The sequence below is a fragment of the Kineococcus rubinsiae genome, assembly GCF_011839805.1.
GTDB lineage: Bacteria > Actinomycetota > Actinomycetes > Actinomycetales > Kineococcaceae > Kineococcus > Kineococcus rubinsiae.
The window spans coordinates 30494-57242 of record NZ_VWPY01000029.1; the positions used below are offsets into that span (position 1 = coordinate 30494).

Consider the following 26749-nt stretch of genomic DNA (forward strand, 5'->3'; position numbering starts at 1 on the left):
CCGGTGGCATCCCTTCACGGCGGGCGGAACGGGAACCCGCCGTCAACTCCTGCGGGAATCGCGGGGTTCGCCGGGCAGCCGCGGCATCCGCTTGCCCGTGCCGATCAGCTCCATGAGCTTCGGCGTGTAGGGCACTCCGCGCGCCGCGCAGACGTCCGCGAGCGCCGCGGTGGCCCGCCCCGACGCAGCGGCGCCGAACACGGGCAGTCGGGCGATCCGCCCGGGCGCGTTCGGGCCGGGTTCGTCGAAGGGCCCGCCGCGCAGCCGCAGCACGGGTCCGCTGCCCGTGTACGGCCACGTCGACCCCTGCCAGGACACCTCGAGGACGTCAGCCCACGCGTAGACCGTCTCGCCCTGCCTGGTCACGACCACGACCACCTCCTCCTCCAGCCGGACGGTGTCGAGCCGGTGACGGACCACCACGTGCAGGACACAGCCAGCGGCCAGGACCAGCTGGCCGCTGACGTAGAGGAGGGAGAACCCGTCCCCCGGGCTGAGCCACCAACCGGCGACGGCCAGCACCAGGAACAGCACGGCCGAGGCGAGGCCGCGCCGGAGGCCGCCGGCGCCCAGCACCACCGGCGCCCGCGCGTCGTCACCACGTTCGGCACCCCGCTCGCCGTGCGCCCGCGAGCCGGCGACGTCCGGGCCGACCAGAGGTGGTTCCACGGTCCCAGGCTGTCCCCGAGCGCGGGCCCCGCGCGGCGCCGTCACCCGTTCGCAGCAGTCCCGCACGGCTGCACCGGTGGACGCGCGGACCGCTCAGCTCAGCGAGGCGCTCGCCGCACGGAGGTCGTCGAACGCCCGCGAGACGTGCGGCCACAGCGCGCCGGCGAGGTCGAGTTCGGCCTCCGCCCAGTCGGCGTAGCCGCGCTTGAACGCCATGACGCCCACCTCGGCCGCCAGGTGGGCGCGCACGTCGGGAACCTCCCGAGCCAGCAGCGCCTCGGTCATCGCGGCGGCCAGGCCCACGCTCTTCAGCGCGTCGCGCTCCTGCAGCTCGGTGCTCGCGGCGACGGCCGCCTTCAGCCGCGGCCCGAGCTCGCGGTTCTGCGGGCCCATCGCCTCGGAGGCCCGTTCCAGGCCGGCCGCCACGGCCTCCAGCGGACTCGCGTCCTGCCGTGCTGCGGCGATCCCCTCGGCGAGCAGCAGGCTCAGCGTCTCCTGCCCCGCCACCAGCAGTTCCCGCTTGTCGGGGAAGTGCCGGAAGAACGTGCTCTTGGTGACCCCGGCGCGCTCGGCGATCTGGGTGACCGTCGTGGCGTCGTAGCCCTGTTCCGTGAAGAGGTCGACGGCGGCGACGACGAGCCGCTCGCGGGCTCCCGGTTCCCAACGCGACATGAGGCCCAGCCTAGGTCACGGGACTGGCGTCCCATCGCGACGGGACATCTGTCCCATCAGGGTGTACGGTCCAGTGACGGGACAAGAGTCCCGCCACTGCTCCACGTTGGAGGAACCCCATGCACGTCTTCGTCACGGGCGGCACCGGCACGATCGGCTCGGCAGTCACCACCGAGCTGCTGGCCCACGGCCACACCGTCCTCGCCCTCGCGCGCTCCGAGGCGACGGTCGAGGCCCTCACCGCCGTCGGCGCCCAGCCGCTGCGGGGCTCCCTGGCCGACCTGGACGTCCTGCGGGCCGGGGCCTCCGCGGCCGACGGGGTGATCCACCTGGCCTTCAGCCGCGACTACGGCAGCCCCGAGTCCGTCGCCGCCGGGGTCGCGGAGGAGACGGCCGCCCTCACCGTCCTCGGCGAGGCGCTCGTCGGCACCGGCAAGCCGCTGGTCACCGTCTCGGGCACCCCGTGGATCCCCGGGCGGCCGTCGACCGAGGCCGACCCGCTGCCCACCGGCGGGCCGGTCGGCGGCCGCGCCCTCACGGTCACGGCGATCCTCGCCCTGGCCGACCGCGGCGTGCGCGCCACGGCCGTGCGCCTGCCCCGCACCGTCCACGACCAGGGGCAGGGCGGCTTCGCGGGGATGCTCACGGGCATCGCGCGCCAGTCGGGCGTCTCGGGCTACCCGGGCGACGGGACCCAGCGCTGGCCGGCGGTGCACGCCCAGGACGCCGCCGTCCTCTTCCGCCTCGCCCTGGAGGGGGCACCGGCCGGCACGGCCTGGCACGCCGTGGCCGACGAGGGGGACGCGGTGCGCGACATCGCGGCCGTGATCGGGCGGCGGCTCGGGCTGCCGGTGCGCCCCGAGCCCGAGGAGAGCTTCGGCCCGTTCGGCCCGATCTTCGCGATGGACCAGCCCGCCTCGAGCGCCGTCACGCGCGAGGCGCTCGGCTGGGTGCCCCGGCACCCGAGCCTGCTGGCGGACCTGGAGCTCCTCGTCCCCTGAGCCGCCGCCGCGGGCGGCCCCGCGCCGGCCGCCCGCACGGTCGCGGTGCCGCCCCGGCGGCCCGACTCCCCTCACCCGGTTCCGAGCAGCATCTCCGTTGCGAGCCGGGCGATCTCCCGCGTCGCGGGCGACAGCACGCTCCCGCTGCGCATCACCAGCGCGACCGTGTCGTAGAGGGGTTCCGCGAACTCGACGACGCCCAGTTCGGGCGGGAACCCCGGGCTGCCCGCCACCGCCCGGCAGACGAAGGTGTCACCGATGCCGCGCGCCACGAGCTTGAGCGCCGCCTCGACGTGCTCGACCTCGATCAGCCCCTCGACCCGCACCCCCGCCAACCGGGCGCGCTCGGCGACTTGACGGCGGGTGGGGTCCTGCCAGCCGTAGTGGGCGTCGTAGACGATGAGCCGTGCCGCCGCCAGGTCCTCGGTGGTGACCGGACGCTGCAGGTGCGTGGGATCGGCGCTGGCGTACACCACCTCGTCGCGCATCAGCGGGGTGACGTCGAGGCCGGCGTCGTCGACGGGCAGCACCACGAGGCCCGCCTCCAGCTCGCCGCCGGCGACGGCCGCCGCGACCTCCACGCTGTTCTGCCCGATGAGCCGCGCCCGCACCTGCGGGTAGCGCTCGTGGAAGCGCTCGACCAGGTCGGAGAGCAGGTAGTAGTCGGCGTTGCGCAGGAGCCCGAAGCTGGCGACGCCGCCGCCGAGCGAGCTCAGGGAGCGCATCGCGGCGGCGCCACCGTCAGCGGCGGCCACCGACTGCTCGGCGAACGGCCGCAGCTCCTTCCCGGCCTCGGTGAGCAGGAGCCGACGCCCTCCGCGGACGAACAGCGCCGTCCCCGACTCCTCCTCCAGCCGGCGCACCAGCTCGGAGACCGACGGCTGGGACAGCTGCAGCTCGCGCGCCGCCGCGGTGAAGGAAGCCGTAGTGGCGGCCGCGAGGAACGCGCGCAGCTGGGTCAGCGTCATGCTCCACGCTCCCACAGGGATGTCCTGTGGGAGGAGAAGGATGTACGCCCCTTGTCCTGTGACACCCCCGCTCCTACGGTCGCCGCATGCGCCACACCGCTGCTCTCCTGCGCCGTCTCGACGGCCGCTTCCGGGTGCTCAAGGCCCCCGCCGTCGACGCCCCCGCCGCTCAGCGCGATCCCGCCGTCGCCGCCCTGGTCTCCCGGATGCTCGGCGAGATCGAGTCCGGCGGCATGGACGCGGTCCTGCGCCACGCCCGCGACCTCGACCACCACGACGGACGCGACGTCGAGCTGACCCGGGAGCAGATCGCCGCCAGCGGCGACGCCCTGCCGCCGGACCTGCGGGCCGCCATCGACCTCGGGTCCCAGCGCACCCGCGCCTTCGCGGCGGCCCAGCGCGAGCACCTCGTCGACTTCGAGGTCGAGCTGGTCCCCGGCCTCGTCACCGGACAGCGCTACGTCCCCGTCGGCCGGGTCGGCGCGTACCTGCCCGCCGGACGCTTCCCGCTCACCGCGAGCGCCTTCATGACGGTCGGGGTCGCCGACGTCGCCGGCGTCCCGTCGGTGGTGGCGTGCACCCCCCCGCAGCCGGGCGGGCACGCCAACGCCGCCGTCCTGTACGCCGCGCACGTCTCGGGAGTGGACCGGGTGTTCGTCCTGGGCGGGGTGCAGGCCCTGGCGGCGATGGCCTTCGGGCTCGTCGGCGACGCCCCGGTGGACATGCTGGTCGGCGCCGGGAACGCCTACGTCGCCGAGGCGAAGCGGCAGCTGTTCGGGACCGTGGCGATCGACCTGCTCGCCGGTCCCTCGGAGGTCGCGGTGATCGCCGACGAGAGCGCCGACCCCGTCGTGGTCGCGGCCGACCTGCTCGGCCAGGCCGAGCACGGCACGAACTCCCCCGCCGCGCTGGTCACGACGTCGGAGCAGCTGGGCACCGCGGTCCTCGCCGAGGTCGAGCGCCAGCTGGGCACGCTCGCCACCCGCGACGTCGCCGGACCGGCCTGGCGCGACTTCGGCAGCATCACCGTCGCGCAGGACCGGGAGACCGCGGCCGCCCTCATGGACGACCTGGCCCCCGAGCACCTGGAGGTCCAGACCGTCGACGACCGCTGGTACCACGACCGGCTCACCAACTACGGCTCGATCTTCCTCGGGCCGTGGTCGACGGTCGCCTACTCCGACAAGGGGATGGCCGGCACCAACCACACCCTGCCCACCGCCGGCGGAGCCAAGCACAGCGCGGGGTTGTCGGTGTCCCGCTACCTCAAGCCCCTCACCTACCAGCGGATCGCCCGCGAGGCCACGTCCGCCCTCGCCCCGGCCGTGCAGGTCATCTCGGACTCGGAGGGGATGGCCGCGCACGCAGCCACCGCCAGCCTGCGCACCGCGAGCGCCTGACCCAGCCCCCGCACCGACGAACCCCGCACCGACGAACCCCGCACCGGACGAACCCCCTGCACCGGACAGACCCGCGCAGACCGGTCCCGCGCCCATCGCGGAGCGGATTCCCCGGAACTCCTCCGACGCCGCCCGTTCCGCACCCTCGCCCCCTGGAGTGACATGAGCACCTCGCCGCGCAGCACCGCACCCGCCCCAGGCCTCAGGCGCGAGCTCAAGGTCGCCGACGCCGCCGCCTTCTCCGTCGGCCTCATCGGTCCGGTGGGCGTCATGGCCCTGCTCGGCGCCGGCGCGGCCGGCATCCTCGGCGCGGGGGCGGCGTGGGCGTTCATCTTCGCCCTGGTCGCGGTCTCCCTCGTGGCCTACGGGTTCGTCCGCCTCTCCCGGTACATCTCCCACACCGGGTCCGTGTACGCCCTGGTCGGCCTCACCCTCGGCCCGCGCGCCGGTTTCGTCGCCGGGTGGGCCCTGTTCGGGGCCTACGTCGCGATCGGCGCCGGGTCCGGCATCGAGATCGGCCTCTTCGTCGGCAAACTGCTGCGCGGCCTCGGCCTCGACGCCACCCCCGACTGGGCCGTCGTCGCCGTCGTCGCCCTCGCGGTCGTCCTCGCGCTCGGGCGACGCGAGGTCCGCGTCATCACCCGGTCCCTGCTGACGGCCGAGCTCGTCGGCGCCGTCCTCGTCACCGTGCTCTCGGTGGTCATCCTCGTGCGGCTCGCCGTCGGCACCGCCCCCGGCGGCCGGCACCTCAGCGTCGACTTCCTGGCCCTGCCCGCCGGCACGAACGTCAACGTCATCGCGGCCGCCGCGGTCTTCGGGTTCCTGGCCTTCGCCGGCTTCGAGGGCGCGGCCACCCTCGGCGAGGAGACCCGCAACCCGCGGCGCGAGATCCCGCGGGCCCTGAAGATCGCCATCGCCGTCGTCGGGGTGTTCTACCTGGTGACGATCGCCGCGCAGTCGCTCGGGTTCGGCACCGACGCGGCGGGCGTCGCGGCGTTCAGCTCCTCGGAGTCCCCGTACGGCGACCTCGCCTCCGCGTACGTCGGATCGTGGCTCGCGGTGCTGCTGAACCTCGCCGCGGCGCTGAGCCTGTTCGCGATCCTCCTCGGGACCGTGTCCGCCGCCGCCCGCATCCTCTTCGCGCTCGGCCGCGACTCCGGGAGCACCCGCGGGGTGGCCCGGGCCTCGGCGGGCGGGGCGCCCGTGACCGCTCTCACGGTGTCGCTGGTGCTGGTCCTGCTCATCATCGCCGGGCAGCGCCTCGTCGTCGACGACGTCCTCGACGCCACGTTCTACGCCCTCACCGTCGGCACGATCGCCCTGCTCGTCGCCTACGTGCTCGCCACCCTCGGCGCGATCCGCTTCCTGTTCTCCCGCAACACCGTCGGTACCCGGCGAGCGCCCCTGTGGCAGGTCGCGGTGCCGGTGCTCGCCCTGGCGCTGGTGCTGTACACGATCTACCGCAACGCGGTGGGCCTCGACGCCCCGTACAGCTGGTTCCCGCTGGTCGTGGCCGGGTGGCTGCTCGTCGGCCTGGCCGTCGTGGCCCTCTCCCCCGGCCTGGCCGCGTCGGTGCGCAGCCGCCTGGCGCAGGCCGACGCCGAGGCCACCGCCCGCCTCGACGCCGGCGAGCCGGCGCCCACCACCGCCGGGGGCCCGCAGTGACGCGGGTCGTCTGCGCCCAGCTGGCGCCGCGCCTGCTCGACCTCGACGCCAACCGGGCCGCGTCCACGGCCGCCGTCGAGGTCGCCGTCGCGGGCGGGGCCGACGTCGTGGTGCTGCCCGAGCTGGTCACCTCGGGGTACGTGTTCGCGTCACCCGAGGAGGCCGCCACCGTGGCGATCACCGCCGCGCACCCCGTGTTCGCGGACTGGGCCACCGCCGTCGGCAGCAGCGGCGCCGTCGTCGTGGGGGGTTTCTGCGAGCGGGGCGAGGACGGGCGGCTGCACAACAGCGCCGCGGTCGTCGACGCCACCGGGGTCCTGGCGGTCTACCGCAAGGTCCACCTGTGGGACCGGGAGAAGCTCGTGTTCACCGCGGGGACCGCGGTGCCCCCGGTGGTGGAGACGGTGCACGGGCGGATCGCGGTGATCGTCTGCTACGACCTCGAGTTCCCCGAGTGGACCCGCACCGCCGCGCTCGCCGGGGCGGACCTCATCGCCGTCCCGACCAACTGGCCGCTGTTCCCCCGGCCCGCGGGTGAGCACGCCGCCGAGGTCGTCATCGCCATGGGGACCGCGCGGCTGAACCGGGTGGCCATCGCCTGCTGCGACCGGTCGGGGGTGGAGCGCGGTCAGGAGTGGACGGAGGGGACGGCGATCGTCGACGCCGACGGCTGGGTGGTCGCGGCCGCAGGACCCGGCGAGGCGAGCGCGGCTGCGGACCTCGACCTCACGCGCTCGCGGGACAAGTCGTACACGTCCCTGGCCGACGCGTTCGCCGACCGCCGCCCGGAGCTGTACGCGGGCGTCGTCGCCCCCTGACCGGGGCGACGTCGACGGCACGTCGCCGGGGTGCTCGGCTCGCCCACCACCGCGACGGGTCCTAGCGTCGTCCTGGTCGGACGCTCCCTGGCTCCGCATCCCCGCCGCGCTCCGGAGGCCGTCATGCCGCTGCTCACCCGAATCCTCGACGCCCCCGTCAGCTGGACCTGGCTGGACGGCGTCGCCTCGCGCGCCTCCGAGGTCGTCAAGACCGTCCTGCCGCAGCCGGTGAAGGACGTGCTGCACGGCACGGTCATCGGGCACCCGCTGCACCCGGTGCTCGTCCAGGTCCCCGTGGGGGCCTGGACCTGCGCCGTCGTCCTCGACGTGCTCGCGACGCTCGTGCCGGGCCACGACGAGGGGCTCGACCGGGCGTCGGGCGCGCTGGTCATCACCGGACTGGCGGGAGCGGTGCCCGCCGTCGCGGCCGGCTGGGCCGACTACGCCGACCTGCACGAGGAGCAGCGCCGCATCGCCCTCGTCCACGCCGCCGCGAACGGCGTCTCGAGCGCCGTCTTCGCCCTCTCCGTCGTGGCCCGCGGGCGCGGACGCACCCTGGCGGCGCGGGGACTCGACCTGCTCGGCATGAGCCTGGCCGGGGGCGGGGCCGCGCTCGGCGGGCACCTGTCCTACCGCTGGGCGGCGGGCGCCAACCACGCCGAGGCGGTCCCCCACGTCACCCCGCGCGGGTGGTACCCGGTGGGGCGGTTCGCGGAGCTCGTCTCCGGCGAGCCGGTCGGGGCGAAGGTCGGCGACACGGGTGTCCTGGTGGTCCGGCGCGGCGACGACGTGTTCGCCCTCGCCGACGTGTGCTCGCACCTGGCCGCGCCGCTGCACGAGGGCGAGGTCGTCGAGGAGGGCGGGCGTCCGTGCATCGTGTGCCCGTGGCACCAGAGCGTGTTCTCCCTCACCGACGGCGACGTCGTGCACGGGCCGGCGTCCTCGCCCCAGCCGGTCTTCGACACCCGGGTCGTCGACGGTGAGGTCCACGTGCGCGTCCGGGAGCTCCCGGGCGTGCCCGCGGCGGAACCCGTCGAGGGCGTCCTCGCCTGAGCGATCGCCGGACCGGCGCGATCGCGGTCAGGCCAGCAGGTCCCGGACGGCGTCGAGGGTGTCGGCCTCGGCGGCCGTCTTGTCCGGGCGGTAGCGCAGGACCCGGGCGAAGCGCAGCGCCAGCCCGCCCGGGTACCGGGTGCTGCGCTGGGCCCCGTCGACGGCGATCTCGACGACCAGCTCGGGTCGCAGCAGCACCCCCCACGGCGGTTCCTCGCGCGCGAGCTCCGGGAACGTCCGCGTCTGCCAGGCCAGCAGCTCGTCGGTCATGCCCTTGAACGTCTTGCCGACCATGACGGGCTCGCCGCCGTCGGGGTCGCGAGCGCCGAGGTGGATGTTCGACAGCGACCCGGAACGCCGGCCGTACCCCCACTCCGCGCCGAGGACGACGAGGTCCAGGGTGTGGACGGGTTTCACCTTCTGCCACGCCTTGCCGCGGCGGCCGGCCGCGTAGGGCGCGTCGAGCGCCTTGACGACGACGCCCTCGTGGCCCGCGGTGAGCGCGTCGTCGAGGACCTGCGCCGCGCGCTCGGGGGCGGGGTTGCGGACGCCGGGCATCCGCAGCGCCGCGTGCTCGTCGGCGGCCAGCAGCCCCGCGAGGGCGTCGAGGCGCACGTGCAGGGGTTCGTCGAGCAGGTCGGCCCCGTCGAGGTGCAGGACGTCGAAGAAGAACGGGCTGAGCAGGACGGCCGCGTCCTCGCCGCCCTGCGGGCCGTCGCTGCCGAAGCGGCTCATGGTGTCCTGGAACGCGCGGGGGCGGCCGTCGTCGTCCAGCGCCAGCGTCTCGCCGTCCAGCACGACCGTGCGGCAGGGCAGGGCGCGCACGCGGTCGGCGAGCTCGGGCACGCCGTCGGTGACCTCGCGCAGCGTGCGCGTCCAGACGCGCACCTCGTCGCCGTCGCGGTGCACCTGGATCCGCGCGCCGTCGAGCTTGAACTCGACGGTGACGTCGGCGCCCAGGTCGGCGAGCGCCGCGTCGAGGGAGCTGCCGGGGCTCGCGAGCATGGGCCGCACGGGCCGGCCGAGGAGCAGGCGCGCCGCCTCCAGCGCCTCGACTCCCCCGGTCAGGGCGGTCGTCGCGGTCCCCGGCAGGCTGCCGGTCAGCATGAACGCGCGGCGCACCGCGGGGGCCGGGACGTCGGCGGCGGCCGCGACGGCCTCGAGGACGACGCCCTCCAGCGCCCCCTGGCGCAGCTCCCCCGTCAGCAGGCGGACGAGGAAGCGCTGCTCGTCGCCGGTCGCCGCCCCGAACAGGGCGGTCAGCGCCGCCTCGCGCCGGGCCGCGGACCCGGCGCCGCTCGTGCCCGCGAGCGCCGTGAGGGCGTCGTCGACGGCGGTGACGGTGAGCGACGGCTCCGGCTCGGCCGCACCGTCCGCCCGCGTCAGCCCGGACAGGCTGCGCCAGCCCACCCCGAGGCGACCCTGCCGGGGTTCCCCGGCGAGCCAGGCCGTGACGGGTTCGACCTCCTCCGCCGCGGCCGCGCGCAGGAGGCCCGCGATCGCGGTGGCCTTGGCCGTCCGGGCGCGGGTCGTCGCGACGGCGGAGGAGGCGGCGACGACGTCGGCGAGGAGCACCCGGTCATCGTGGCAGCCCCCACCGACGCCCCGCCCACACGCCCCGCCCACGCGCACCGCCGTCACGCACGGCCGGCACGAGACGCGACGCGCCGCCGGCCGACGGGTTCGCACCGCCTCGGCAGGGCGTTCCCAGCGCGCTGCCAGGACGCGCGAGGAGCGTCGTCCCCGACGCGCCCGTCCGACGCGCCGAGGTCACGCCGAGCTCCGGAGGCACCGCGGTGAGCAGGAACCCCACCGGCACCACACCCGTCCGGGCGGCCCAGCGGCGCGCGGTCTCGGCGCTGCTCGAGGTGCGCCTGGTCGACGAGACGACGAGCCGGCCGCGGTTGCAGCTGCGCGACGGCGCCGGGCTCGTGGAGAGCCTCGTCGTGCGCCCGGAGGCGCTGCCCGACGTCCGCTCCCACCTCGCCGACACCGGCCCGGAGACGTCGTGCGACCTGGAGCTCCTCGACGCAGGCGGCGCCCTGTCGGCGCGGTGGGGCCACTTCGCCCGCTCCGGGCACGCCGCAGCCGTCGGGGCGGCCCTGCTGGGCGCCGACCGCACCCTGTCCGGGGCCCGGGTCACCGGCTGCCACGGCGCCGAGCGCGGGATCGAGCTGCTGTGCGTGCACTTCCACCGGGGGCCGCTGCACCTCTGGCCGTGAGGCGCTGGCTGACCGCCACCGCCCGGCCGGGGTTCCTGTGGTGGACGTCCTCACCGAACCCGTCCTCGCGCCCGCGGCCCAGGGTCAGGCGGGTACGACCGCGGTGCGCAGGAGCCGGCGCGCGGCCTCGCCGATGACGGCGCTGTAGGTGGGGTAGGCGAACTCGACCCGCGCGAGCGTCGCGACGTCGACCCCGGCGGCCATCGCGGTCGTGACGGCCTGCACGATCTCGACGGCCTCCTCGCCCACGGCGTGCGCGCCGAGCAGGACGTCGCGGCGGCGGTCGGCGATGAGCTTGAGGAAACCCCGGGTGCGGTCGTCGATGATGGCGCGCTCCATCTCCGCGAACGGCACGGTGACCACGAGGCAGTGCGGGTCCCGCGCCCGCGCCTCGTCCTCGGTGAGGCCCACGCCCGCGTAGTCGGGATCGGTGAAACCCCCCGACGGCAGCAGCAGGTGCGGCGTGCGGCGGGTCGCGCCCAGGACGGCGTTGGTGGCCGCGGCCTCCGCCTCGGCGTGCGCGGCCTGCACGAGCATGGCCTGCCCGTTGGCGTCCCCCGCCGCGAACACGTGCGGGACGGACGTGCGCAGGTGCTCGTCGACCGCGATGGCGGAACGGCGGACCTCGATCCCCGCGGCCTCCAGCCCGAGCCCGTCCAGCGACGCGGGCCAGCCGACGCTCATGACGACGGCGTCGAACGCCTCCCGGCGGCGCGTGCCGTCCTGCGACCACGTGAGGTCGATCGCCCCGTCGGCGCGCCGCTCGAGGGAGTGCACCGCCTCGATGCCCGTGTCGACCCGGACGCCCTGCTCCTCGAACGCGGCGCGCACGGCCGCCGAGACGTCGGCGTCGGCGGTCGGCAGCACCCGCGGCGCGAGGTCCAGGAGCTGCACCTCGCTGCCCAGGGCGCGGAACACGGTCACGAGCTGCGCGCCGGTGTTGCCCGCGCCGACGACGGCGAGGCGCCGCGGCACGGCGGGCAGGTCCAGCACCGTCTCGGGGTAGGTGGCCAGCTCGGCGCCGGGCAGCGGCAGCCGCCGCGAGCGGCCGCCGACGCACAGCACGACGTTCTCGCCCCGGATCCGCCGGCCCGTCCCCGCGAGCTCCAGGACGTGCGGGTCGACGAAGCGCGCCCGGCCCTCCAGCAGGAGGTCGACGCCCGCGTCCGCGAGCCGCTGCGGGTCCGCCTTCGCGGCCTGCACCCGCTCCACGGTCGCGCGCACCCGGGCGACCGTCGCGAGCCAGTCCACGCTCTGCTGCGGCACCGCGATCCCGTACTCCGCGGCCGTGCGGACCTCGCGCACCAGCCGCGCCGTCTTGGCCAGCACCCGGGTCGGCACGCAGCCGGTGTTCACGCAGGTGCCGCCCGTGCGGGTGCCCTCCACGAGGGCGGTGCGCGCACCGAGCTCCGCGGCCCGCACCGCGGCCGACGTCCCCGCGGGGCCGCCACCCACGACCACGACGTCGTACTCGGCCGTCGTGTCCTGCGGGGCGGTGGTGACGCTGGAGGTGATCACCGGACCACCGTCTCCCGCACCCTCCCCGCCCGCCACCCACCCCGCTGTGAGAGTCGACACCCCCGTGTGAACAGCGTGTTGCGGATGCCGTCCCGCCCCGCTCGGGGGGTAGCCGCGGCTCGCGCCGACGCGGTAGTCCTAGTCGGCATGGCCGCTCCCCGCTCCTCGCCCGTGCCGCCCGACACCACCTACCTGGCGTCCGTGCGCGCCGCCACCGAACGCGCCGCGGCCACCGCGGCACCCCTGCCCAGCACCGCGGTCGGCGCCCCGGAAGGCCTGCTGGACGCGACCGAGAAGGCCGTCGAGGCCGCCGGCGACGACCTGCTGGCCCTCAGCCACGACCTGCACGCCCACCCCGAGGAGGGGTTCGCGGAGCACCGGTCCGTCCGGGCGATCGCGGACCTCCTCGCCCGCCACGGCGTCGACGCCGAGATCGGCGTGCACGGCCTCGAGACGTCGCTGCGCGCGTCGGTCAGCGCGGGCGAGGGACCCACCGTCGCGGTCCTCGCCGAGTACGACGCGCTCCCGGGCATCGGGCACGGCTGCGGGCACAACGTCATCGCCTCCTCCGCGGTCGGCGCGTTCCTCGGGCTCAAGGCCGCGCTGGAGTCCGGCGAGGTGACGGGCACGGCGCTGCTGCTGGGCACGCCCGCCGAGGAGGGCGGCGGCGGCAAGGAGCTGATGGCCCGCGAGGGCGCGCTCGACGGCGTCGACGCCGTGGTGATGCTGCACCCGTTCAGCTACGACGTGGCCGTGCAGCCGTTCCTCGGCCGCCGCCAGGTGCGGGCCACGTACACGGGCGTCGCCGCGCACGCCTCCGCGCAGCCGTTCATGGGCCGCAACGCCCTCGACGCGGTGGTCGCCGGGTACCAGGGCATCGCGATGCTGCGCCAGCACGTGCCGCCGTCGGACCGCGTGCACGGCATCGTCGTCGACGGCGGGCAGCGGCCCAACGTCGTGCCCGAGCGGGCCGTGTCGGAGTACTACGTGCGCTCGGCCGACCCGGGGACGCTGCAGGACCTCTGCACGCGGGTCGAGGCGGTCCTCGTCGCGGCGGCCGCCATGACCGGCTGCGGGTACGAGCTGGAGTGGGACGCGCAGCCGGCGTACCTGCCGATCCGCGCGAACCTCGAGATGGCGGCCCGCTGGACGCGGCACCAGCAGCGCCGGGGGCGGACGTCGCTGCCCCCGGGCGTGGTGCCGGAGTCGCTGTCCGGGTCCACCGACCTCGGCAACGTCAGCGTCCGCGTCCCGTCCATCCACCCGATGATCGCGATCGCGGGCCCGGACGCCTCCATGCACACGACGGGCTTCGCCACCGCCGCGGGTTCCCCCGCGGGCGACGCGGGGGTGCTCGACGGCGCGGTCGGGCTGGCGCTCACGGCCCTGGACGTCCTCGCCGACGCCGACCTGCTCGCCGCGGTGCGGGCCGAGTTCGAGGCCGCCGGCGGGGTGCTCGACGTCGCGGAGTTCCTCGCGTGAGCGCGCCGGCGACGGCCCGGCCCACGCGCGTCGACCGGCTCCTCGGCGGGGTCGAGCGCGCGGGGAACCGGATCCCCGAACCCTTCGTGCTGTTCCTCGGCCTGTTCTCGGTCCTGGCCGTCGCCTCCACGGCCATGGCCGCGGCCTCCGTCGAGGTGGAGGTCCCCGGTTCGGGTCAGGTGCAGGCGGTGCGGGGACTGTTCACCGTCGAGGGCGTGCGGTGGCTGACGACGAACCTCGTCGACAACTTCGTCTCGTTCCCGCCGCTGGGCACCGTCGTCGTGATCCTGCTGGCCGTCGGCCTCGCCCAGCGCAGCGGCCTGTTCGCCGCCCTCATCAAGGTGGCGTTCGCGGGGGCGCCGTCGTGGGCGCTGCCCTACGCGGTCGCCGCGGTCTGCATGGTGGGCCACGTCATGGCCGACTCCGTGATGATCGTCATCCCGCCGCTGGCCGCCATGGTGTTCAAGGCCGCCGGCCGCCACCCCGTCGCGGGGCTGCTCGGCGCGTTCGCCGCGGCCGGGGCCGCGTACTCGACGTCGTTCGTCGTCACGAGCCTGGACGCCCTGTTCTCCGGCATCACCAGCTCCGTCGCGGCGTCGCTGCCGGACGCGGGAACCCCCGTGACGCCCGTGTCGAACTGGTACTACAACATCGCCTGCTCGGCCGTGCTGACCGTGGTCTGCGGGCTGCTCATCACGCGCGTGCTGGAACCGCGGCTGCGCCGCCTCGGGGTCCCCGACACCCAGGTCGAGGACTCCGGCGGGATCGGCACGGTCGAGGACGTCGACGACCTGACCGTGGACGCCACCGCGCGCCGCGGCCTGCGGCAGGCCGGGCTGGCCGCCGCGGTCACCGCCGCCGTCCTGCTGGTTCTGACGCTCGTGCCCGGGTCGCCGATGCGCAACGAGAGCGGCGGCTACCTGCCCGAGTCACCGCTGCTCGACTCCGTCGTCTTCCTCGTCGTCGCGCTGCTCACCGTCCCGGCGCTGGCCTACGGCCGCTCGACGGGGTCGCTGCGGCGGGTCGTCGACGTCCCCGCCGCGATGGGCGAGGCGGTGCGGGACATGGCGCCGTTCATCGTGCTGGCCTTCGTGCTGGGGCAGTTCATCGCCCTGTTCACGTGGAGCCGCGTCGGCACCTGGATGGCGGTCGCGGGCGCCGACGGGCTGCAGTCGCTGCACCTCACGGGGTTCGAGGCCGTCGTCGGGTTCATCCTGCTGGCGTCGCTGCTGAACCTGTTCATCACGTCCGGGTCCTCGATGTGGACCATCATGGGCGCCGTCTTCGTCCCGCTGTTCGCGCTGCTGGGCTACGAACCCGCCTTCACCCAGGCCGCGTTCCGCGTCGGCGACTCCGCGACGCAGATCCTCACGCCGCTGAACCCCTACATCGTCATCGTCCTGGCCATGCTGCGCCGCTACGAGCCGCAGGCGGGGCTGGGGACGCTCATCTCGCGGTTCCTGCCCTTCACGATCTGCTTCTGGATCGCGTGGGTCCTCATGCTGTCGCTGTGGTTCTTCCTCGACCTGCCGTTCGGGCCGGGCCAGCACGCACGCCTCTGAGGCGGGCTCAGCCGCCGGTCGCTGCGAACCGGACCTCGCGCCACAGGTCGCGGCGCGGGTCCGGGCCCTCCTCGACGAGGTCGTCGGCCGAACCCCACACCTTCACCGGTGTCGCGTCCGGCGCGAGCGCCGGCCACCCGGGCTCGCCCGTCGTCGCGAAGGCGACCCACGCGTCGACCATCCGCCGCGACAGGGCGGCCGACGCCGGGGTGGGCCAGACGCCCGGGACCCGCGGGCCCAGGCCGGGGACGCGGCGCAGCAGCGGGAGCACGGGGACGGCGTGCAGCAGCAGCTCCAGGCCCTGCGGGTTGCCGAACACGAACGGCAGGTCCACGGCGTGCGCGGCGCCGAGGCGGCCCGCGAGCGCCGGGCTGCGCCACGTGAACAGCGACCGGTGCGTGCTCCCGCCGGCGTCGGCGTGCGCGCGGGCGAAGCGGCGCGAGGGTTCCGCGAACACGCTGTCGGTGAGCAGCGCGTCGGTGAGCCGCAGCGGCCCGGCCCCGGGCAGGGTCGCGGCGAAGCGGGCGAACTGCGCGTCGTCCAGGCGGCCGGCCCGCGCCCAGCGCGGCAGGTCCGCCGTGCCGCGCGGCCGCTCGGCCAGGCGGCCCCCCGAGAACAGGTTCCACTCGTCGCTGTTGTGGTTGACGAGCAGGGCGACCGACGGGTCCCCGCCGGCGCCCGGGCCCTCGAACGGCACGACGGGCAGGAAGTCGCCGTCCACCACGGGGTTGAAGAGCGTGTCGACGATCGAGCGCATGCCGCTGGAGGGGTCGGCGTGGAACTCCGCGACGACCGAGCGCGTGGCCTCCAGCAGCCGCACGGGCGCCAGGCCCGCGAACCCGGCGAGCGTGGCGGGCACCCGGGCGGCGCGGGCCACCCGGGCGCCGATCGCGCGGGCGTGCCCGACGGTGAAGGTCTCGCCCGGGATGCTCTGGGCGATCGCCCGGGAGAACAGCCCGCGCGCGGACGGCGCGCACAGCAGGGCCGCGACGGACCCGGCGCCCGCGGACTCCCCCGCGACCGTGACGCGGGCCGGGTCGCCCCCGAAGGCCGCGACGTTCTCCGCGACCCACCGCAGCGCGGCGACCTGGTCGCGCAGGCCGCGGTTGTCCACGGCTCCCTCGACGGCGCCGAAGCCCTCGAAGCCCAGGCGGTAGTTGATGCTGACGACGACCAGGCCGCGCCGCACCCAGGCCCGCGGCTCGTACATCGGCAGGGAGCCGGCCCCGGAGGTCCAGGAGCCGCCGTGGATCCACACCAGCACCGGTGCGGCGCGGGGGAAGTCGGCCGGCGCGAAGACGTCGAGGGTCAGGTAGTCGTCACCCGAGGCGGGGGTCCAGCCGGTGGAGCTCGAGCGCTCCTGCGGGGCCACGGGTGAGGGCTGCCGCGCGTCGCGCACGCCGGACCACGGGGTCACCGGGGCGGGCGGCTGCAGGCGCAGCGGCCCCACGGGCGGTGCGGCGTAGGGGATCCCGCGGAAGGCGACGACCCCGTCGACGGGCTCACGCCCCCGCACGCCGCCGGCGGCGGTGACGACGACCCTGCTCATGGACTCCGCTTCCGCGCTCGTCGGGCGAGCGGCCGCGCACGCCCCCGGAGAGACCCCCCGGCGGGGCCGGGGGGAACGTCCCACCGAGGGGTCCGTCCGGGGGCGCGTCGGCCCGCTCGTCGCGAACCGTACAACGCCCGGCTGTGCGCTCCGCACCCGCGCCGCGCGCCGCGCCGCGACCCGCCGGGAACGCGTGCCTCAGGCGTCGATCCGGTTCGCGTCCAGCCCCGCCGCGCCGGCGATGATGAAGTCCTTGCGCGGTGCGACGTCGTTGCCCATGAGCAGCTCGAAGACGCGCTCGGCCACCTCGGCGTCGGCCACCGTGACGCGGCGCAGCGTGCGGTGCGCGGGGTCCATGGTCGTCAGCGCGAGCTGGTCCTCGTCCATCTCCCCCAGCCCCTTGTAGCGCTGGATGGGCTCCTTGTAGCGGCGGTTGCGCTTGCTCAGGTCGCCCAGCAGGCGGCGCAGCTCGGGATCGGAGTAGGTGTAGACGACCTCGTTCTTCGCGCGCCCGGCGCCGACGACCTCGACGCGGTGCAGCGGCGGCACGGCCGCGAAGACGCGGCCGGCGTCGACCAGCGGGCGCATGTACCGGAAGAACAGCGTCAGCAGCAGCGTGCGGATGTGCGCGCCGTCGACGTCGGCGTCGGTCATCAGGATGATCTTGCCGTAGCGCGCGGCCGAGAGGTCGAAGCTGCGCCCGGACCCGGCGCCGACGACCTGGATGATCGAGGCGCACTCGGCGTTCTTCAGCATGTCCGCCACGGACGCCTTCTGGACGTTGAGGATCTTCCCGCGCAGCGGCAGCAGCGCCTGGTGCTCGGAGTTGCGGGCCCGCATGGCCGTGCCCAGCGCCGAGTCGCCCTCGACGAGGAACAGCTCCGAGCGCGACACGTCGTCGGAGCGGCAGTCCTTGAGCTTGGCCGGCAGCGAGGACGTCTCGAGCGCGTTCTTGCGGCGCTGCGTCTCCTTGTGCTGGCGCGCGGAGACGCGGTTCTTCATCTCCGAGACGACCTTCTCCAGCAGCAGGGCCGCCTGCTGCTTCTCGTCGCGCTTCGTCGAGGTCAGCAGCTCGGTGAGCTCGCGCTCCACGACGCGGGCCACGATCGCCCGCACGGCCGCCGTGCCGAGGACCTCCTTGGTCTGGCCCTCGAACTGCGGCTCGGCGAGGCGGACCGTGACGACCGCGGTCAGGCCGGCCTGCACGTCGTCGCGCTCGAGCTTGTCGTCCTTGCCCCCGGCCTTCAGGCGCCGGGCGTTCAGCTCGACCTGCTTCTTGAAGACCTTCAGCAGCGCGGCGTCGAAGCCCGCGAGGTGGGTGCCGCCCTTGGGCGTGGCGATGATGTTGACGAAGGAGCGCACGACGGTGTCGTAGCCCGTGCCCCAGCGCACGGCGATGTCCACGAGGACCTCGCGCTCGACCTCCGTCGGGGACATGTGCCCGGCCTCGTCGAGCACCGGCACGGTCTCGCGGAAGGTGTCGCTGCCCTGCAGCCGCCACACCCCCGTCACGGCCGGGTCCGGGGCCAGGAACTCGGCGTACTCGCCGATGCCGCCGTCGTGGTGGAAGACCTCCTCGTGCGGCCCGTCCGCGCCCGGGGTTCCGGGCACGCCCCGCTCGTCGCGCAGGGCGATGCGCAGCCCGGGGACGAGGAAGGACGTCTGCCGCGCCCGGTCGACGAGGTCGGCGTAGGAGAACGTCGCCTCCTTGAGGAAGATCTGCCGGTCCGCCCAGTAGCGGACGCGGGTGCCCGTGACGCCGCGCTTGGCGCGCCCGACGACCTCCAGGCCCACCGTCGGGGCGAAGCCGGCGTCCTCGCCCTCGCCCGCGAAGCGGCCCGGCGTGCCGCGGCGGAAGCTCGTGGCCCACGTCTTGCCGCCGCGGTCGACCTCGACGTCCAGGCGCGAGGACAGCGCGTTGACGACGCTCGCGCCGACGCCGTGCAGGCCGCCGGAGGCGGAGTAGGAGCCGCCGCCGAACTTGCCGCCCGCGTGCAGGTGCGTGAAGACCACCTCCACGCCCGAGAGGCCCGTGCGCCGCTCCTGGTCGACGGGGATGCCGCGGCCGTCGTCGCGGACCTCGACCGAGCCGTCCGCGCGCAGCAGGACGTCGATGCGGGTGCAGTGCCCGCCCAGGGCCTCGTCGACGGCGTTGTCGATGATCTCCCAGAGGCAGTGCATGAGGCCGCGGGAGTCGGTGGAGCCGATGTACATGCCGGGCCGCTTGCGGACGGCCTCGAGGCCCTCCAGGACGAGCAGGTGGGCGGCGGTGTACCCCTCGGACCCCTCCGCGGCGAGGCGGGGCGTCGGGGTGGAGTCAGGCGGTGTCACGCCTGGAAGGCTAACCGCGCCGGGTCCCGGGACCCGCGCCGACGCACACCGGGCGCCTCCCGGGCTCGGCTCCGGCCTGCTCCTGCCGATGAGGAGGGGGTCCGCCGTGAGCGAACGCACTGCGCCGACGGCGTGGGAACGCGCGCGCCCCGGCGTCGGTTGGGAGAGAGTGAGAGCGGGAGCAGAAGCTCCCACGAGCTCGGAGCAGTACCGGAAGGAGTCTCGGAGTGACCACAGCACTCGCCAACGACCCCATGACTGCCGAGGACCGCTGCGACCGCTGCGGAGCCCAGGCCTACCTGCGGGTGACGCTCCCCTCGGGCGGCGAGCTCTTGTTCTGCGGCCACCACGGCCGCGAGCACAAGAACGCCCTGCGTGAGGTCGCCCGCGACATCCACGACGAGACCCGCAAGCTGGAAGCCGCAGCCACCACGTCGTCCTCCGACGCGCGCTGACGTCGTCCACCGCACGCGCACGTCCTGCGAGAGCCCGGTGACACCCCTTGGGTGACGCCGGGCTCTTCGTCGTCGCCCTGGCCGTCGCCGTCGGCCTCGTGGGGATCGTCGTCCCGGTCCTGCCGGGCACCGTCCTCATCGCCGTCGCCACCGCGGCCTGGGCCTTCTCCACGGGCGGCGTCGCCTGGGCGGTCTTCGCCGCCATCACCGTCGTCCTCGCGGCGGGTCAGGTGACCATGTACCTCGTCCCCGGCCGCCGCATGACCCGCGCCGGCATCCGCCGCACGACCCTGCTGCTCGGCGCCGTCCTCGGCGTCGTCGGCTTCTTCGTCGTCCCGGTCGTCGGCGCCCCGCTCGGCTTCGTGCTCGGCGTCTTCCTCGCGGAGCTCGTGCAGGCCGGCCGGACCCCGCCCAGCGTCGCCGCCGCTCCCGCCGACGGGTCCACCGCCCCCCGCACTCCCGCCCGGCGCGCCTGGTCCTCGACCGTCGTCGCCCTCACGTCCGTCGGCCTCGGGGTGCTCATCGAGGGCGGCGCCGCCGTCCTCGCCTCGGGGACCTGGGTCGTCGCCGCGCTCGCGCTGCGCTGACCCCGCTGCGCTGACGCGCAGCGCTGACCCTGCTGCGCTGACCCTGTTCCCGGGCCGGGTCCTCCCGACCGGGCGGGCCGGGACCGGGGTCGACCCTGGTCCCGGTCCCGACCTCACCCTCAGCCGGCGGCGCCCTCCTGCTCGGTCTCGTCCGCCGCGTGGGCGATCGAGCGGGTGTCCTGGAAGGCCCGGACACCCTCGATGCCCTGCTCCCGGCCCATGCCCGAGCTCTTCATCCCGCCGAAGGGCGCCCGCAGGTCCAGGCGCGTCGCACCGTGGTCGTTGACCCAGACGTAGCCGCACTGCAGCTGCGACCCGAGCCGGGTGGCCTCGTCGGCGTCCGCGGTCCAGACCGAGGCGCACAGCCCCGCCCACGTGTCGTTGGACAGCCGCACCGCCTCGGCGTCCTCGTCGTAGGGGATGACGGGGATCACGGGGCCGAACTGCTCCTCGGTGACCAGGCGCAGCGAGTGGTCCGGGTCGACCACGACGGCCGGGCGCAGGAAGTTGCCGTCGGCGAGCTCGCCGCCGGGGAGCTCCCCGAACTCCAGCACCGTCGCGCCGGAGGCCTTGGCCTCGGCCACCAGCTCGGCGACGAAGGCCTTCTGGGCGGGCTGGTGCAGCGGGCCCATGGTCGTGCCCTCGTCCAGGCCGTGGCCGAGGACCACCCCCTCCAGCCGGGCGCTCAGCCCCGCGACGACCTCGTCCAGGCGCGAGCGGTGCACGTACAGCCGCTTGGCGTTCATGCAGATCTGGCCGGTGGTGTCGTAGACCGCGGCGTACAGCCGGTCCAGGTGCTCGTCGTCCAGCACGGCGTCCGCGCGGATGATCGCCGGGTCGTTGCCCCCCAGCTCGAGGGTGACGCGCGTGAGGCTGCGCGAGGCCATCTCCATGATCTTCTTGCCGCCGTTCACGCTGCCCGTGAAGCACACCTTGGCGACGTCGGCGTTGTCGATGAGACCGGCCATCTCGGCGTCGCGGCCGGTGACCACGTTGAGCACGCCCGGCGGCAGCTTCTCCGCGACCCGCTGCACCAGCCGGGTGGTCGCCAGGGGCGTCGAGGGCGGCGGCTTCACGATCGCGGTGTTGCCGGCCAGCAGCGCGTGCGGCAGCGAGGCGGCGAGGATCGCGATGGGCCAGTTGAACGGCACGATCACCGTCACCACGCCGATGGGCTGGTGGGCCACCGTGGTGCGGACCGGGATGCCCGGCGCCGGCGGCAGCACCGTCGTCGCCTCGACCTCGTCCGCGAGGGAGAGGGCGAGGTGCCAGCGGATCTCGAAGACCAGCGCGTCGACCCACGACTCGTGGCGCACCTTGCCGTTCTCCAGCGACAGGACGCGGGCGTCCTCGTCCCGCTCGTCGGCCAGGCCCTCGACCGCGGCCGCCATCTGCTGCGCGCGCTCGGCCGCCGACAGCGCCGACCACGCGGGGAACGCCGCGCGCGCCGCCGCGACGGCGTCCGCGACGTCCGCCTGCGAGGCCGCCGCCGCGTGGCCCACGACGACGCCCGGGCGCGCCGGGTCGACGACGTCGAGCACGTCGTCGGTGGTGCGCGCCTGCCCGCCGATGTAGAGCCCCGTCGTCACCGGGGCGGTCGTGCTCAGAGTTCCCGTCATGCGGATCGTCACCTCGTCGTGTTGTCCGTCGCCAGTTCAGCGCTCAACCATAGATCGCCGGTGGGCGGACGGGACGAGGAACGGCAGACCGGGTCGTGCGGTCAGTCGCCGTCGGGGCGCAACCGCGGCGGGAGCCCGGGGCGGCCCGCGCTCGCGGCGGCCGCGGCGGCCGCCCGCCCGAGGCGCTGGGTCGCGCGGCGGGCCTTCGACAGGCCCTCCTCCACGGGCGGCGGCATGACGACGACCGGACAGGCCGAGGCGAAGACCAGCTGCGGCGCGAGCAGCTTGGCGCCCGGCGTGGACAGCTTCGAGGACCGCGGGGAGTCCAGGACGAGGACCGTGGCCCCCTGCGACTGCCGCAGCAGCACCGCGCGCGGCGCTCCCTGCACCGCCACGCACTCGACCGCGTGCTCGGGCCCCAGCGCTTCCTCGACCACGCTGCGCACCCGCTCCTCCGCCACGCGCTGCGGGTCCTCCGGCGCCGTCGTCGGGACCGCGGGCGGGCGGCCGCTGGACACGCCGGGCGCGCGCGGCGGGCGCCACGCGAGGACCGCGCGCACGTGGCCCCCGCGGTGCGCGGCCTCCTCCACCGCCCACCGCAGCGCGGTGGGCGAACCCGTCCGGGCGCTGACCCCGACGACCACCAGCGGCCGGGCCGCCACCGCGTCCGCCTCGTCGCCCGCGCCGGGCTCGACGCTCACGACGACTCCCCGGGCGTGATGCCGCCGGCGGGCACCTTCGCCGCCGACAGGGGGGTCGCGATGTCCTCCAGCGACTTGCGCTCGGCGTCCACGCCGATGACCCGGGCGATGATCCCCCCGGCCATCATCATGACCGCGCCGAAGATGTAGCCCCACATCAGCGGGCCCGTCGGCGGCGGGGTCGCGAGCTTCGCGAGCTCGTCCGGGTCCCCGATGAGCTTGCCGAAGATGAACGGCGCGAGGACACCGCCGACCCCCTGCGAGATGGCGAAGAAGTACGAGATCGCCTGCCCGCGCAGCTCCAGCGGGAAGATCTCGCTGACCGTGAGGTAGGCCGCCGAGGCCCCCGCGGAGGCGAAGAAGAAGATGACGCACCAGAGGATCGTCTGCGTGACCGCGCTGAGGACCTGGGCGTTGAAGAGGAACGCCGTGATCAGCAGCAGGAAGCCCGAACCGCCGTAGGTCGCGAAGATCATCTTGCGCCGCCCGACCGCGTCGAACAGCGGGCCCAGGACCAGCGGCCCCAGCAGGTTGCCGAAGGCGAAGGGGATGAAGTACCAGGGGATGCTGCCCTGGTCGATGCCGTAGAACGTCGACAGCACGAGGGCGTACGTGAAGAAGATGGCGTTGTAGAGGAACGACTGGGTCACCATCATCGTGAAGCCCAGGAAGGACCGCTTCGGGTAGGTGCCGAAGAAGACCTTCGTCAGCTGGCGGAACCCCAGCGGCGGCACCTCCTTGATCTCCAGCGCCTTGCTGTCCGGCACCGGCTCGAGGTGGGCGCCGGAGTGCCGGACCCGCTCCTCGATCTCGTCGATCGTCCGTTCCGCCTCCTCGGCGTGGCCGTGGGTGACGAGCCACCGCGGGCTCTCGGGGATGTGGCGGCGCAGGAAGATGACGACGAGGCCCAGCAGCGGCCCGATGAAGAAACCGATCCGCCAGCCCCACTCGACCGGCACCGACTCCGAGTACAGGTAGAGCCCCGCGAGGTTGCCGATGAGCGCGCCACCCCAGTAGGTGCCGTTGACGGCGATGTCCACGCGCCCCCGGTAGTGGGAGGGGATGAGCTCGTCGATCGCGGAGTTGATGGCGGTGTACTCCCCGCCGATGCCCGTGCCGGCGATGAAGCGGAAGATCGCCAGCGACCAGAAGTCCCAGGCGAGCCCGCCCAGGCCGCTGCCGATCAGGTAGATGAGCAGGGTGAGGATGAACAGCTTCTTGCGGCCCACCTTGTCCGTCATGCGCCCGAAGAACAGGGCTCCCACGACCTGGCCCGCGAGGTAGAACGAGGCCAGGGCGCCGACCTCCCCCGTGCTCAGGCCCAGCCCGCCCTCGTGCTGCAGGGCGGGGCCGTTGAGGGAGACGATCTGGATCTCCAGGCCGTCGAGGATCCAGGAGACCCCCAGGCCGACGACGACCAGCCAGTGGAACTGCGTCCACGGCAGGCGGTCGATGCGGGAGGGGACGGTGCTGCGCACGCTCACCGGTGCGGGCGGACCCGACGTCGTGCTCACGAGCCCACCTCCGCCCGGGACGTGCGGGACTGCTGGGCGGTCTCAGACCTCGTGCGTGGCATCGGTGCTCCGTCGACGGTGCGTCCGGCTCCCCCGGCTCTGCTCCGGTGGTCTACCACCGCGCGGAGGCCGCTGCGACCCGGAGGACCCCGTTGCCGTGCAGGCGAAGACGCGGCGACCGGCACGTGGGACGGGACGGGGCCGACGGGTGTGGTCACCGCCGGCAGGGCTAGGCGCCCGGACGCACGACGGCCCGGCTGGAGTCCCAGCCGGGCCGTCGTGGTGTCCGCGTCGTCGCGGAGGGTCAGTCCAGGTAGTCGCGCAGGACCTGCGAGCGCGACGGGTGCCGCAGCTTCGACATCGTCTTGGACTCGATCTGCCGGATCCGCTCGCGCGTGACCCCGTAGACCTTGCCGATCTCGTCGAGCGTCTTGGGCTGGCCGTCGGTGAGGCCGAAGCGCATGGAGACCACGCCGGCCTCCCGCTCGGACAGCGTGTCCAGGACGGAGTGCAGCTGCTCCTGCAGGAGCGTGAAGCTCACGGCGTCGGCCGGGACGACCGCTTCGGAGTCCTCGATGAGGTCGCCGAACTCGGAGTCGCCGTCCTCACCCAGGGGGGTGTGCAGGGAGATGGGCTCGCGCCCGTACTTCTGCACCTCGACGACCTTCTCAGGGGTCATGTCGAGCTCCTTGGCGAGCTCCTCGGGCGTGGGCTCGCGGCCCAGGTCCTGGAGCATCTGCCGCTGCACGCGCGCCAGCTTGTTGATGACCTCGACCATGTGCACCGGGATGCGGATGGTGCGGGCCTGGTCGGCCATGGCGCGGGTGATGGCCTGGCGGATCCACCAGGTGGCGTACGTCGAGAACTTGTAGCCCTTGGTGTAGTCGAACTTCTCGACCGCGCGGATCAGACCGAGGTTGCCCTCCTGAATGAGGTCCAGGAAGAGCATGCCGCGACCGGTGTAGCGCTTGGCCAGGGAGACCACGAGCCGGAGGTTGGCCTCGAGCAGGTGGTTCTTGGCGCGGCGGCCGTCCTCGCTGATCCACCACAGCTCGCGCTTGAACTTCGGGTCGATCTTGTCGCCGGAGTGCAGCTTCTCCTCGGCGAACAGACCGGCCTCGATGCGCTTGGCGAGCTCGACCTCCTGCTCGGCGTTGAGGAGGGCGACCTTGCCGATCTGCTTGAGGTAGTCCTTGACCGGGTCGGCGGTGGCGCCGGCGGTCGCGACCTGCTGCGCGGGGGCGTCGTCGTCGTCGTCGCGCAGGACGTAACCGCCCGTGCGCTTGGTCTGTGTGCCGTTCTCCTCCGTGGCCGCGTCGTCGCCCGAGGCGTCGTCGGCGACGTCGGCGTCGTCCTTGACCTCGTCCTCGGCCGGCTCGTCACCGGTGGGCTTGGCGGCCTTGGCGGCTGCGGTCTTGGCGGCGGCCTTCTTCGCGGGGGCCTTGGCGGCCTTCACGGGGGCGGGGGCACCGTCGGCGTCCGTCGCGGGCGCGGCGGCAGCGGCGCGCTTGGCGGCCGGGCGGGCCGTCTTGGTGGCCGTGGCGGTCGAGGTCGCGCGGCGGGTCGAGGCGGCGGCGACGGCGCGCTTGGGCGCGGCCTCCTCCACCTTGACGCTGACGCCGGCGTCGTCGAGGGCCCGCAGCACGGCCTTCATGCGCTGCACGGGGAGCTGGGCGTCTTCGCAGGCGGTGCGCACGGCGTGGGCGTCGACGAAGCCGTGGGTGGTGCCGTGCTGCAAGAGCTGCTGGAAGGAGGGCTGAGCGAACTCTGCGGGGAGCGGCCGGGAGGTCGGTACCGACGACACGGACTGCCTTTCGTCGAGGGGCGGAACGAGGCTGCGAGGGCAGCAGCCGACAAGGTCAACACCGGCGGACTCGAGTGCATGCCCGCTGAGGACGACGAACGACCATTCTGGCACGCCGGAGCCGTCTTCGGTGCCGCCACCGCCCCGGAAGGACCCCGGGGCGGCGCTCCGGAGCCTCCGCGCAGCGTGCGCGCGGGAGCCCTGGACCCTCCCGGCAACGCTCCGGGACCGCCGGTCAGTCCCGACCGCCCGGACCGGGCCGGGCGACCCGCCGGCCCGGGCCCGCCCGCTCAGTCCTCGGGCTTGACCGCGAGCACCGGGCAGGGTGCGTCGAGCAGGATCCGCTGGGCGCTCGCGCCGAGGATGAGCTTGCCCACGGGCGTGCGGCGGCGGAGCCCGATGACGATGAGGGACGCCTGCGTCTCCTCGGCCGCCGTGATCAGGTCCTCGGCCGGGTCCTCGGAGTCGGGGACCTCGCGGAGCTCGTGCCCCAGGCCGGCGGCGGAGAGCTGCTCGCGCACGGAGTCGTGGACCGCCTCGAGGAGCTTGCCCTCGTCGGCGTCGACCTCCTTGCCGAAGCGGCGGCTGTGCACCACGACGAGCTTCACGCCCAGGCGGACGGCCGCGGCTCCCGCCGACTGCAGGGCCGAGCGACCCTCGGGATTGGCCACGTACCCGACGACGATTCCCATTCCACGTCCTCCCCGGAGCGGCACTCGGCGACGACCTGCCACCGACGAGGCCGTCGTCGCTCGCACGAGGACGGCGCCAGCCGCGGCGACCGTACTAGACGCGGGACCGCACCTCACCCGGACACCTCACCGGGCACCTCACCCCGGTGTCCCGCCCGCACGCGTCCCCGGCCGGTCCGGGCCGGACCCGGCGGGCGCCGGTGCCGCGGCCTGCTGCCAGGCCGGCGGCAGGCCGTGCTGCAGGGCCCGACCCACGAGGGAGGCGAGCCCCTGGCCCGGGTCGCGGCGCAGCGCCTCGACGGCGCACGCCCCGGCCCGCACGCCGTCCCCCGCCGACCACCACGTCCACGCGGCGACCGCGAGCGCGGCCGCCGTCGGGTCGACGGCCGCGGCCGCCGGGACGTCCTGGTCCCCCGCGCCGGCCGCCGCGGGCGTGCCGTGGCGGGCGAGGTCGACCGCCAGCCGCG

Annotated in this window: 23 protein-coding genes; 10 read left to right on the forward strand and 13 right to left on the reverse strand. The window is 75.0% G+C overall.

Annotation, left to right across the window (positions count from 1 at the left end; genetic code table 11):
• Window positions 1-42: 42 nt before the first annotated feature.
• Together F1544_RS14305 and F1544_RS14310 are read right to left on the reverse strand one after the other, a co-directional pair.
• Window positions 43-669: a hypothetical protein gene (locus F1544_RS14305; RefSeq protein ID WP_167586485.1), complete on the reverse strand. Its 627-nt coding sequence runs from the start codon at window positions 667-669 to the stop codon at window positions 43-45.
• A 93-nt stretch (window positions 670-762) separates the two neighbouring features.
• Window positions 763-1341, reverse strand: a complete 579-nt coding sequence (locus F1544_RS14310) for a TetR/AcrR family transcriptional regulator (protein ID WP_167586487.1) — start codon at window positions 1339-1341, stop codon at window positions 763-765.
• A 119-nt stretch (window positions 1342-1460) separates the two neighbouring features.
• On the opposite strand from F1544_RS14310, the gene F1544_RS14315 reads away from it, so the two are divergent.
• Window positions 1461-2342: an SDR family oxidoreductase gene (locus F1544_RS14315; RefSeq protein ID WP_167586489.1), complete on the forward strand. Its 882-nt coding sequence runs from the start codon at window positions 1461-1463 to the stop codon at window positions 2340-2342.
• A gap of 71 nt (window positions 2343-2413) precedes the next feature.
• On the opposite strand, the gene F1544_RS14320 is transcribed toward F1544_RS14315, so the two are convergent.
• A complete protein-coding gene (locus F1544_RS14320) occupies window positions 2414-3310 on the reverse strand; it encodes a LysR family transcriptional regulator (protein ID WP_167586491.1) in 897 nt (298 codons plus the stop codon).
• Between the two features lie 86 nt (window positions 3311-3396).
• Between F1544_RS14320 and hisD the strand changes: the two genes are divergently transcribed.
• From hisD to F1544_RS14340, 4 genes are all read left to right on the forward strand, one after another.
• The gene (gene hisD / locus F1544_RS14325) at window positions 3397-4710 is read left to right on the forward strand and encodes a histidinol dehydrogenase (protein ID WP_167586493.1); all 1314 of its coding nucleotides are present in this window, start codon (window positions 3397-3399) and stop codon (window positions 4708-4710) included.
• Window positions 4711-4872: 162 nt separating this feature from the next.
• Window positions 4873-6375 (forward strand): APC family permease, encoded by a 1503-nt coding sequence (locus F1544_RS14330; protein ID WP_167586495.1) that lies wholly within the window; start codon window positions 4873-4875, stop codon window positions 6373-6375.
• Complete coding sequence (locus F1544_RS14335; RefSeq protein ID WP_167586497.1) at window positions 6372-7193, forward strand: nitrilase-related carbon-nitrogen hydrolase; 822 nt, start codon at window positions 6372-6374, stop codon at window positions 7191-7193. Before F1544_RS14330 ends, F1544_RS14335 begins: the two co-directional genes overlap by 4 nt.
• A gap of 123 nt (window positions 7194-7316) precedes the next feature.
• Window positions 7317-8246: a Rieske (2Fe-2S) protein gene (locus F1544_RS14340; protein ID WP_167586499.1), complete on the forward strand. Its 930-nt coding sequence runs from the start codon at window positions 7317-7319 to the stop codon at window positions 8244-8246.
• 27 nt (window positions 8247-8273) lie between these two features.
• On the opposite strand, the gene F1544_RS14345 is transcribed toward F1544_RS14340, so the two are convergent.
• A complete protein-coding gene (locus tag F1544_RS14345; protein ID WP_167586501.1) occupies window positions 8274-9821 on the reverse strand; it encodes an ATP-dependent DNA ligase in 1548 nt (515 codons plus the stop codon).
• Between the two features lie 221 nt (window positions 9822-10042).
• Here F1544_RS14345 and F1544_RS14350 point away from each other — a divergent pair, with 221 nt between their 5' ends.
• Window positions 10043-10468: a hypothetical protein gene (locus tag F1544_RS14350; RefSeq protein ID WP_167586503.1), complete on the forward strand. Its 426-nt coding sequence runs from the start codon at window positions 10043-10045 to the stop codon at window positions 10466-10468.
• A gap of 84 nt (window positions 10469-10552) precedes the next feature.
• Here the strand turns inward: F1544_RS14350 and F1544_RS26415 are convergent, their stop codons facing one another.
• On the reverse strand, window positions 10553-11986 hold the full coding sequence (locus tag F1544_RS26415; protein WP_308470084.1) for a dihydrolipoyl dehydrogenase family protein: 1434 nt from the start codon (window positions 11984-11986) through the stop codon (window positions 10553-10555).
• A gap of 147 nt (window positions 11987-12133) precedes the next feature.
• On the opposite strand from F1544_RS26415, the gene F1544_RS14360 reads away from it, so the two are divergent.
• Together F1544_RS14360 and F1544_RS14365 are read left to right on the forward strand one after the other, a co-directional pair.
• Window positions 12134-13468: a M20 family metallopeptidase gene (locus tag F1544_RS14360; protein WP_167586505.1), complete on the forward strand. Its 1335-nt coding sequence runs from the start codon at window positions 12134-12136 to the stop codon at window positions 13466-13468.
• On the forward strand, window positions 13465-15030 hold the full coding sequence (locus F1544_RS14365; RefSeq protein WP_167586507.1) for an AbgT family transporter: 1566 nt from the start codon (window positions 13465-13467) through the stop codon (window positions 15028-15030). Before F1544_RS14360 ends, F1544_RS14365 begins: the two co-directional genes overlap by 4 nt.
• Window positions 15031-15037: 7 nt before the next feature.
• Here the strand turns inward: F1544_RS14365 and F1544_RS14370 are convergent, their stop codons facing one another.
• Both F1544_RS14370 and F1544_RS14375 read right to left on the reverse strand, forming a co-directional pair.
• On the reverse strand, window positions 15038-16579 hold the full coding sequence (locus tag F1544_RS14370) for a carboxylesterase/lipase family protein (RefSeq protein ID WP_167586509.1): 1542 nt from the start codon (window positions 16577-16579) through the stop codon (window positions 15038-15040).
• A gap of 198 nt (window positions 16580-16777) precedes the next feature.
• Window positions 16778-18910 (reverse strand): DNA gyrase/topoisomerase IV subunit B, encoded by a 2133-nt coding sequence (locus F1544_RS14375; RefSeq protein WP_167586511.1) that lies wholly within the window; start codon window positions 18908-18910, stop codon window positions 16778-16780.
• A gap of 227 nt (window positions 18911-19137) precedes the next feature.
• Here F1544_RS14375 and F1544_RS14380 point away from each other — a divergent pair, with 227 nt between their 5' ends.
• Window positions 19138-19365: a DUF7455 domain-containing protein gene (locus F1544_RS14380; RefSeq protein ID WP_308470085.1), complete on the forward strand. Its 228-nt coding sequence runs from the start codon at window positions 19138-19140 to the stop codon at window positions 19363-19365.
• A gap of 47 nt (window positions 19366-19412) precedes the next feature.
• Window positions 19413-19952: a DUF456 domain-containing protein gene (locus F1544_RS14385; protein ID WP_167586513.1), complete on the forward strand. Its 540-nt coding sequence runs from the start codon at window positions 19413-19415 to the stop codon at window positions 19950-19952.
• 119 nt (window positions 19953-20071) lie between these two features.
• Here the strand turns inward: F1544_RS14385 and F1544_RS14390 are convergent, their stop codons facing one another.
• From F1544_RS14390 to F1544_RS14415, 6 genes are all read right to left on the reverse strand, one after another.
• Window positions 20072-21571: an aldehyde dehydrogenase family protein gene (locus F1544_RS14390; protein ID WP_167586515.1), complete on the reverse strand. Its 1500-nt coding sequence runs from the start codon at window positions 21569-21571 to the stop codon at window positions 20072-20074.
• A 101-nt stretch (window positions 21572-21672) separates the two neighbouring features.
• Window positions 21673-22272, reverse strand: coding sequence for a universal stress protein (locus tag F1544_RS14395; RefSeq protein WP_167586517.1), 600 nt, complete (start codon window positions 22270-22272; stop codon window positions 21673-21675).
• Window positions 22269-23786 carry an MFS transporter gene (locus F1544_RS14400; RefSeq protein ID WP_208971889.1) on the reverse strand — a complete coding sequence of 506 codons (1518 nt, stop codon included), beginning with the start codon at window positions 23784-23786 and terminating at the stop codon, window positions 22269-22271. Before F1544_RS14400 ends, F1544_RS14395 begins: the two co-directional genes overlap by 4 nt.
• Window positions 23787-24090: 304 nt before the next feature.
• A complete protein-coding gene (locus F1544_RS14405; RefSeq protein WP_167586519.1) occupies window positions 24091-25590 on the reverse strand; it encodes an RNA polymerase sigma factor in 1500 nt (499 codons plus the stop codon).
• 290 nt (window positions 25591-25880) lie between these two features.
• Window positions 25881-26282: a universal stress protein gene (locus F1544_RS14410; RefSeq protein ID WP_167586521.1), complete on the reverse strand. Its 402-nt coding sequence runs from the start codon at window positions 26280-26282 to the stop codon at window positions 25881-25883.
• Between the two features lie 138 nt (window positions 26283-26420).
• A partial coding sequence (locus F1544_RS14415; protein ID WP_167586523.1) for a DUF4192 family protein occupies window positions 26421-26749 on the reverse strand: 329 nt, incomplete at its 5' end.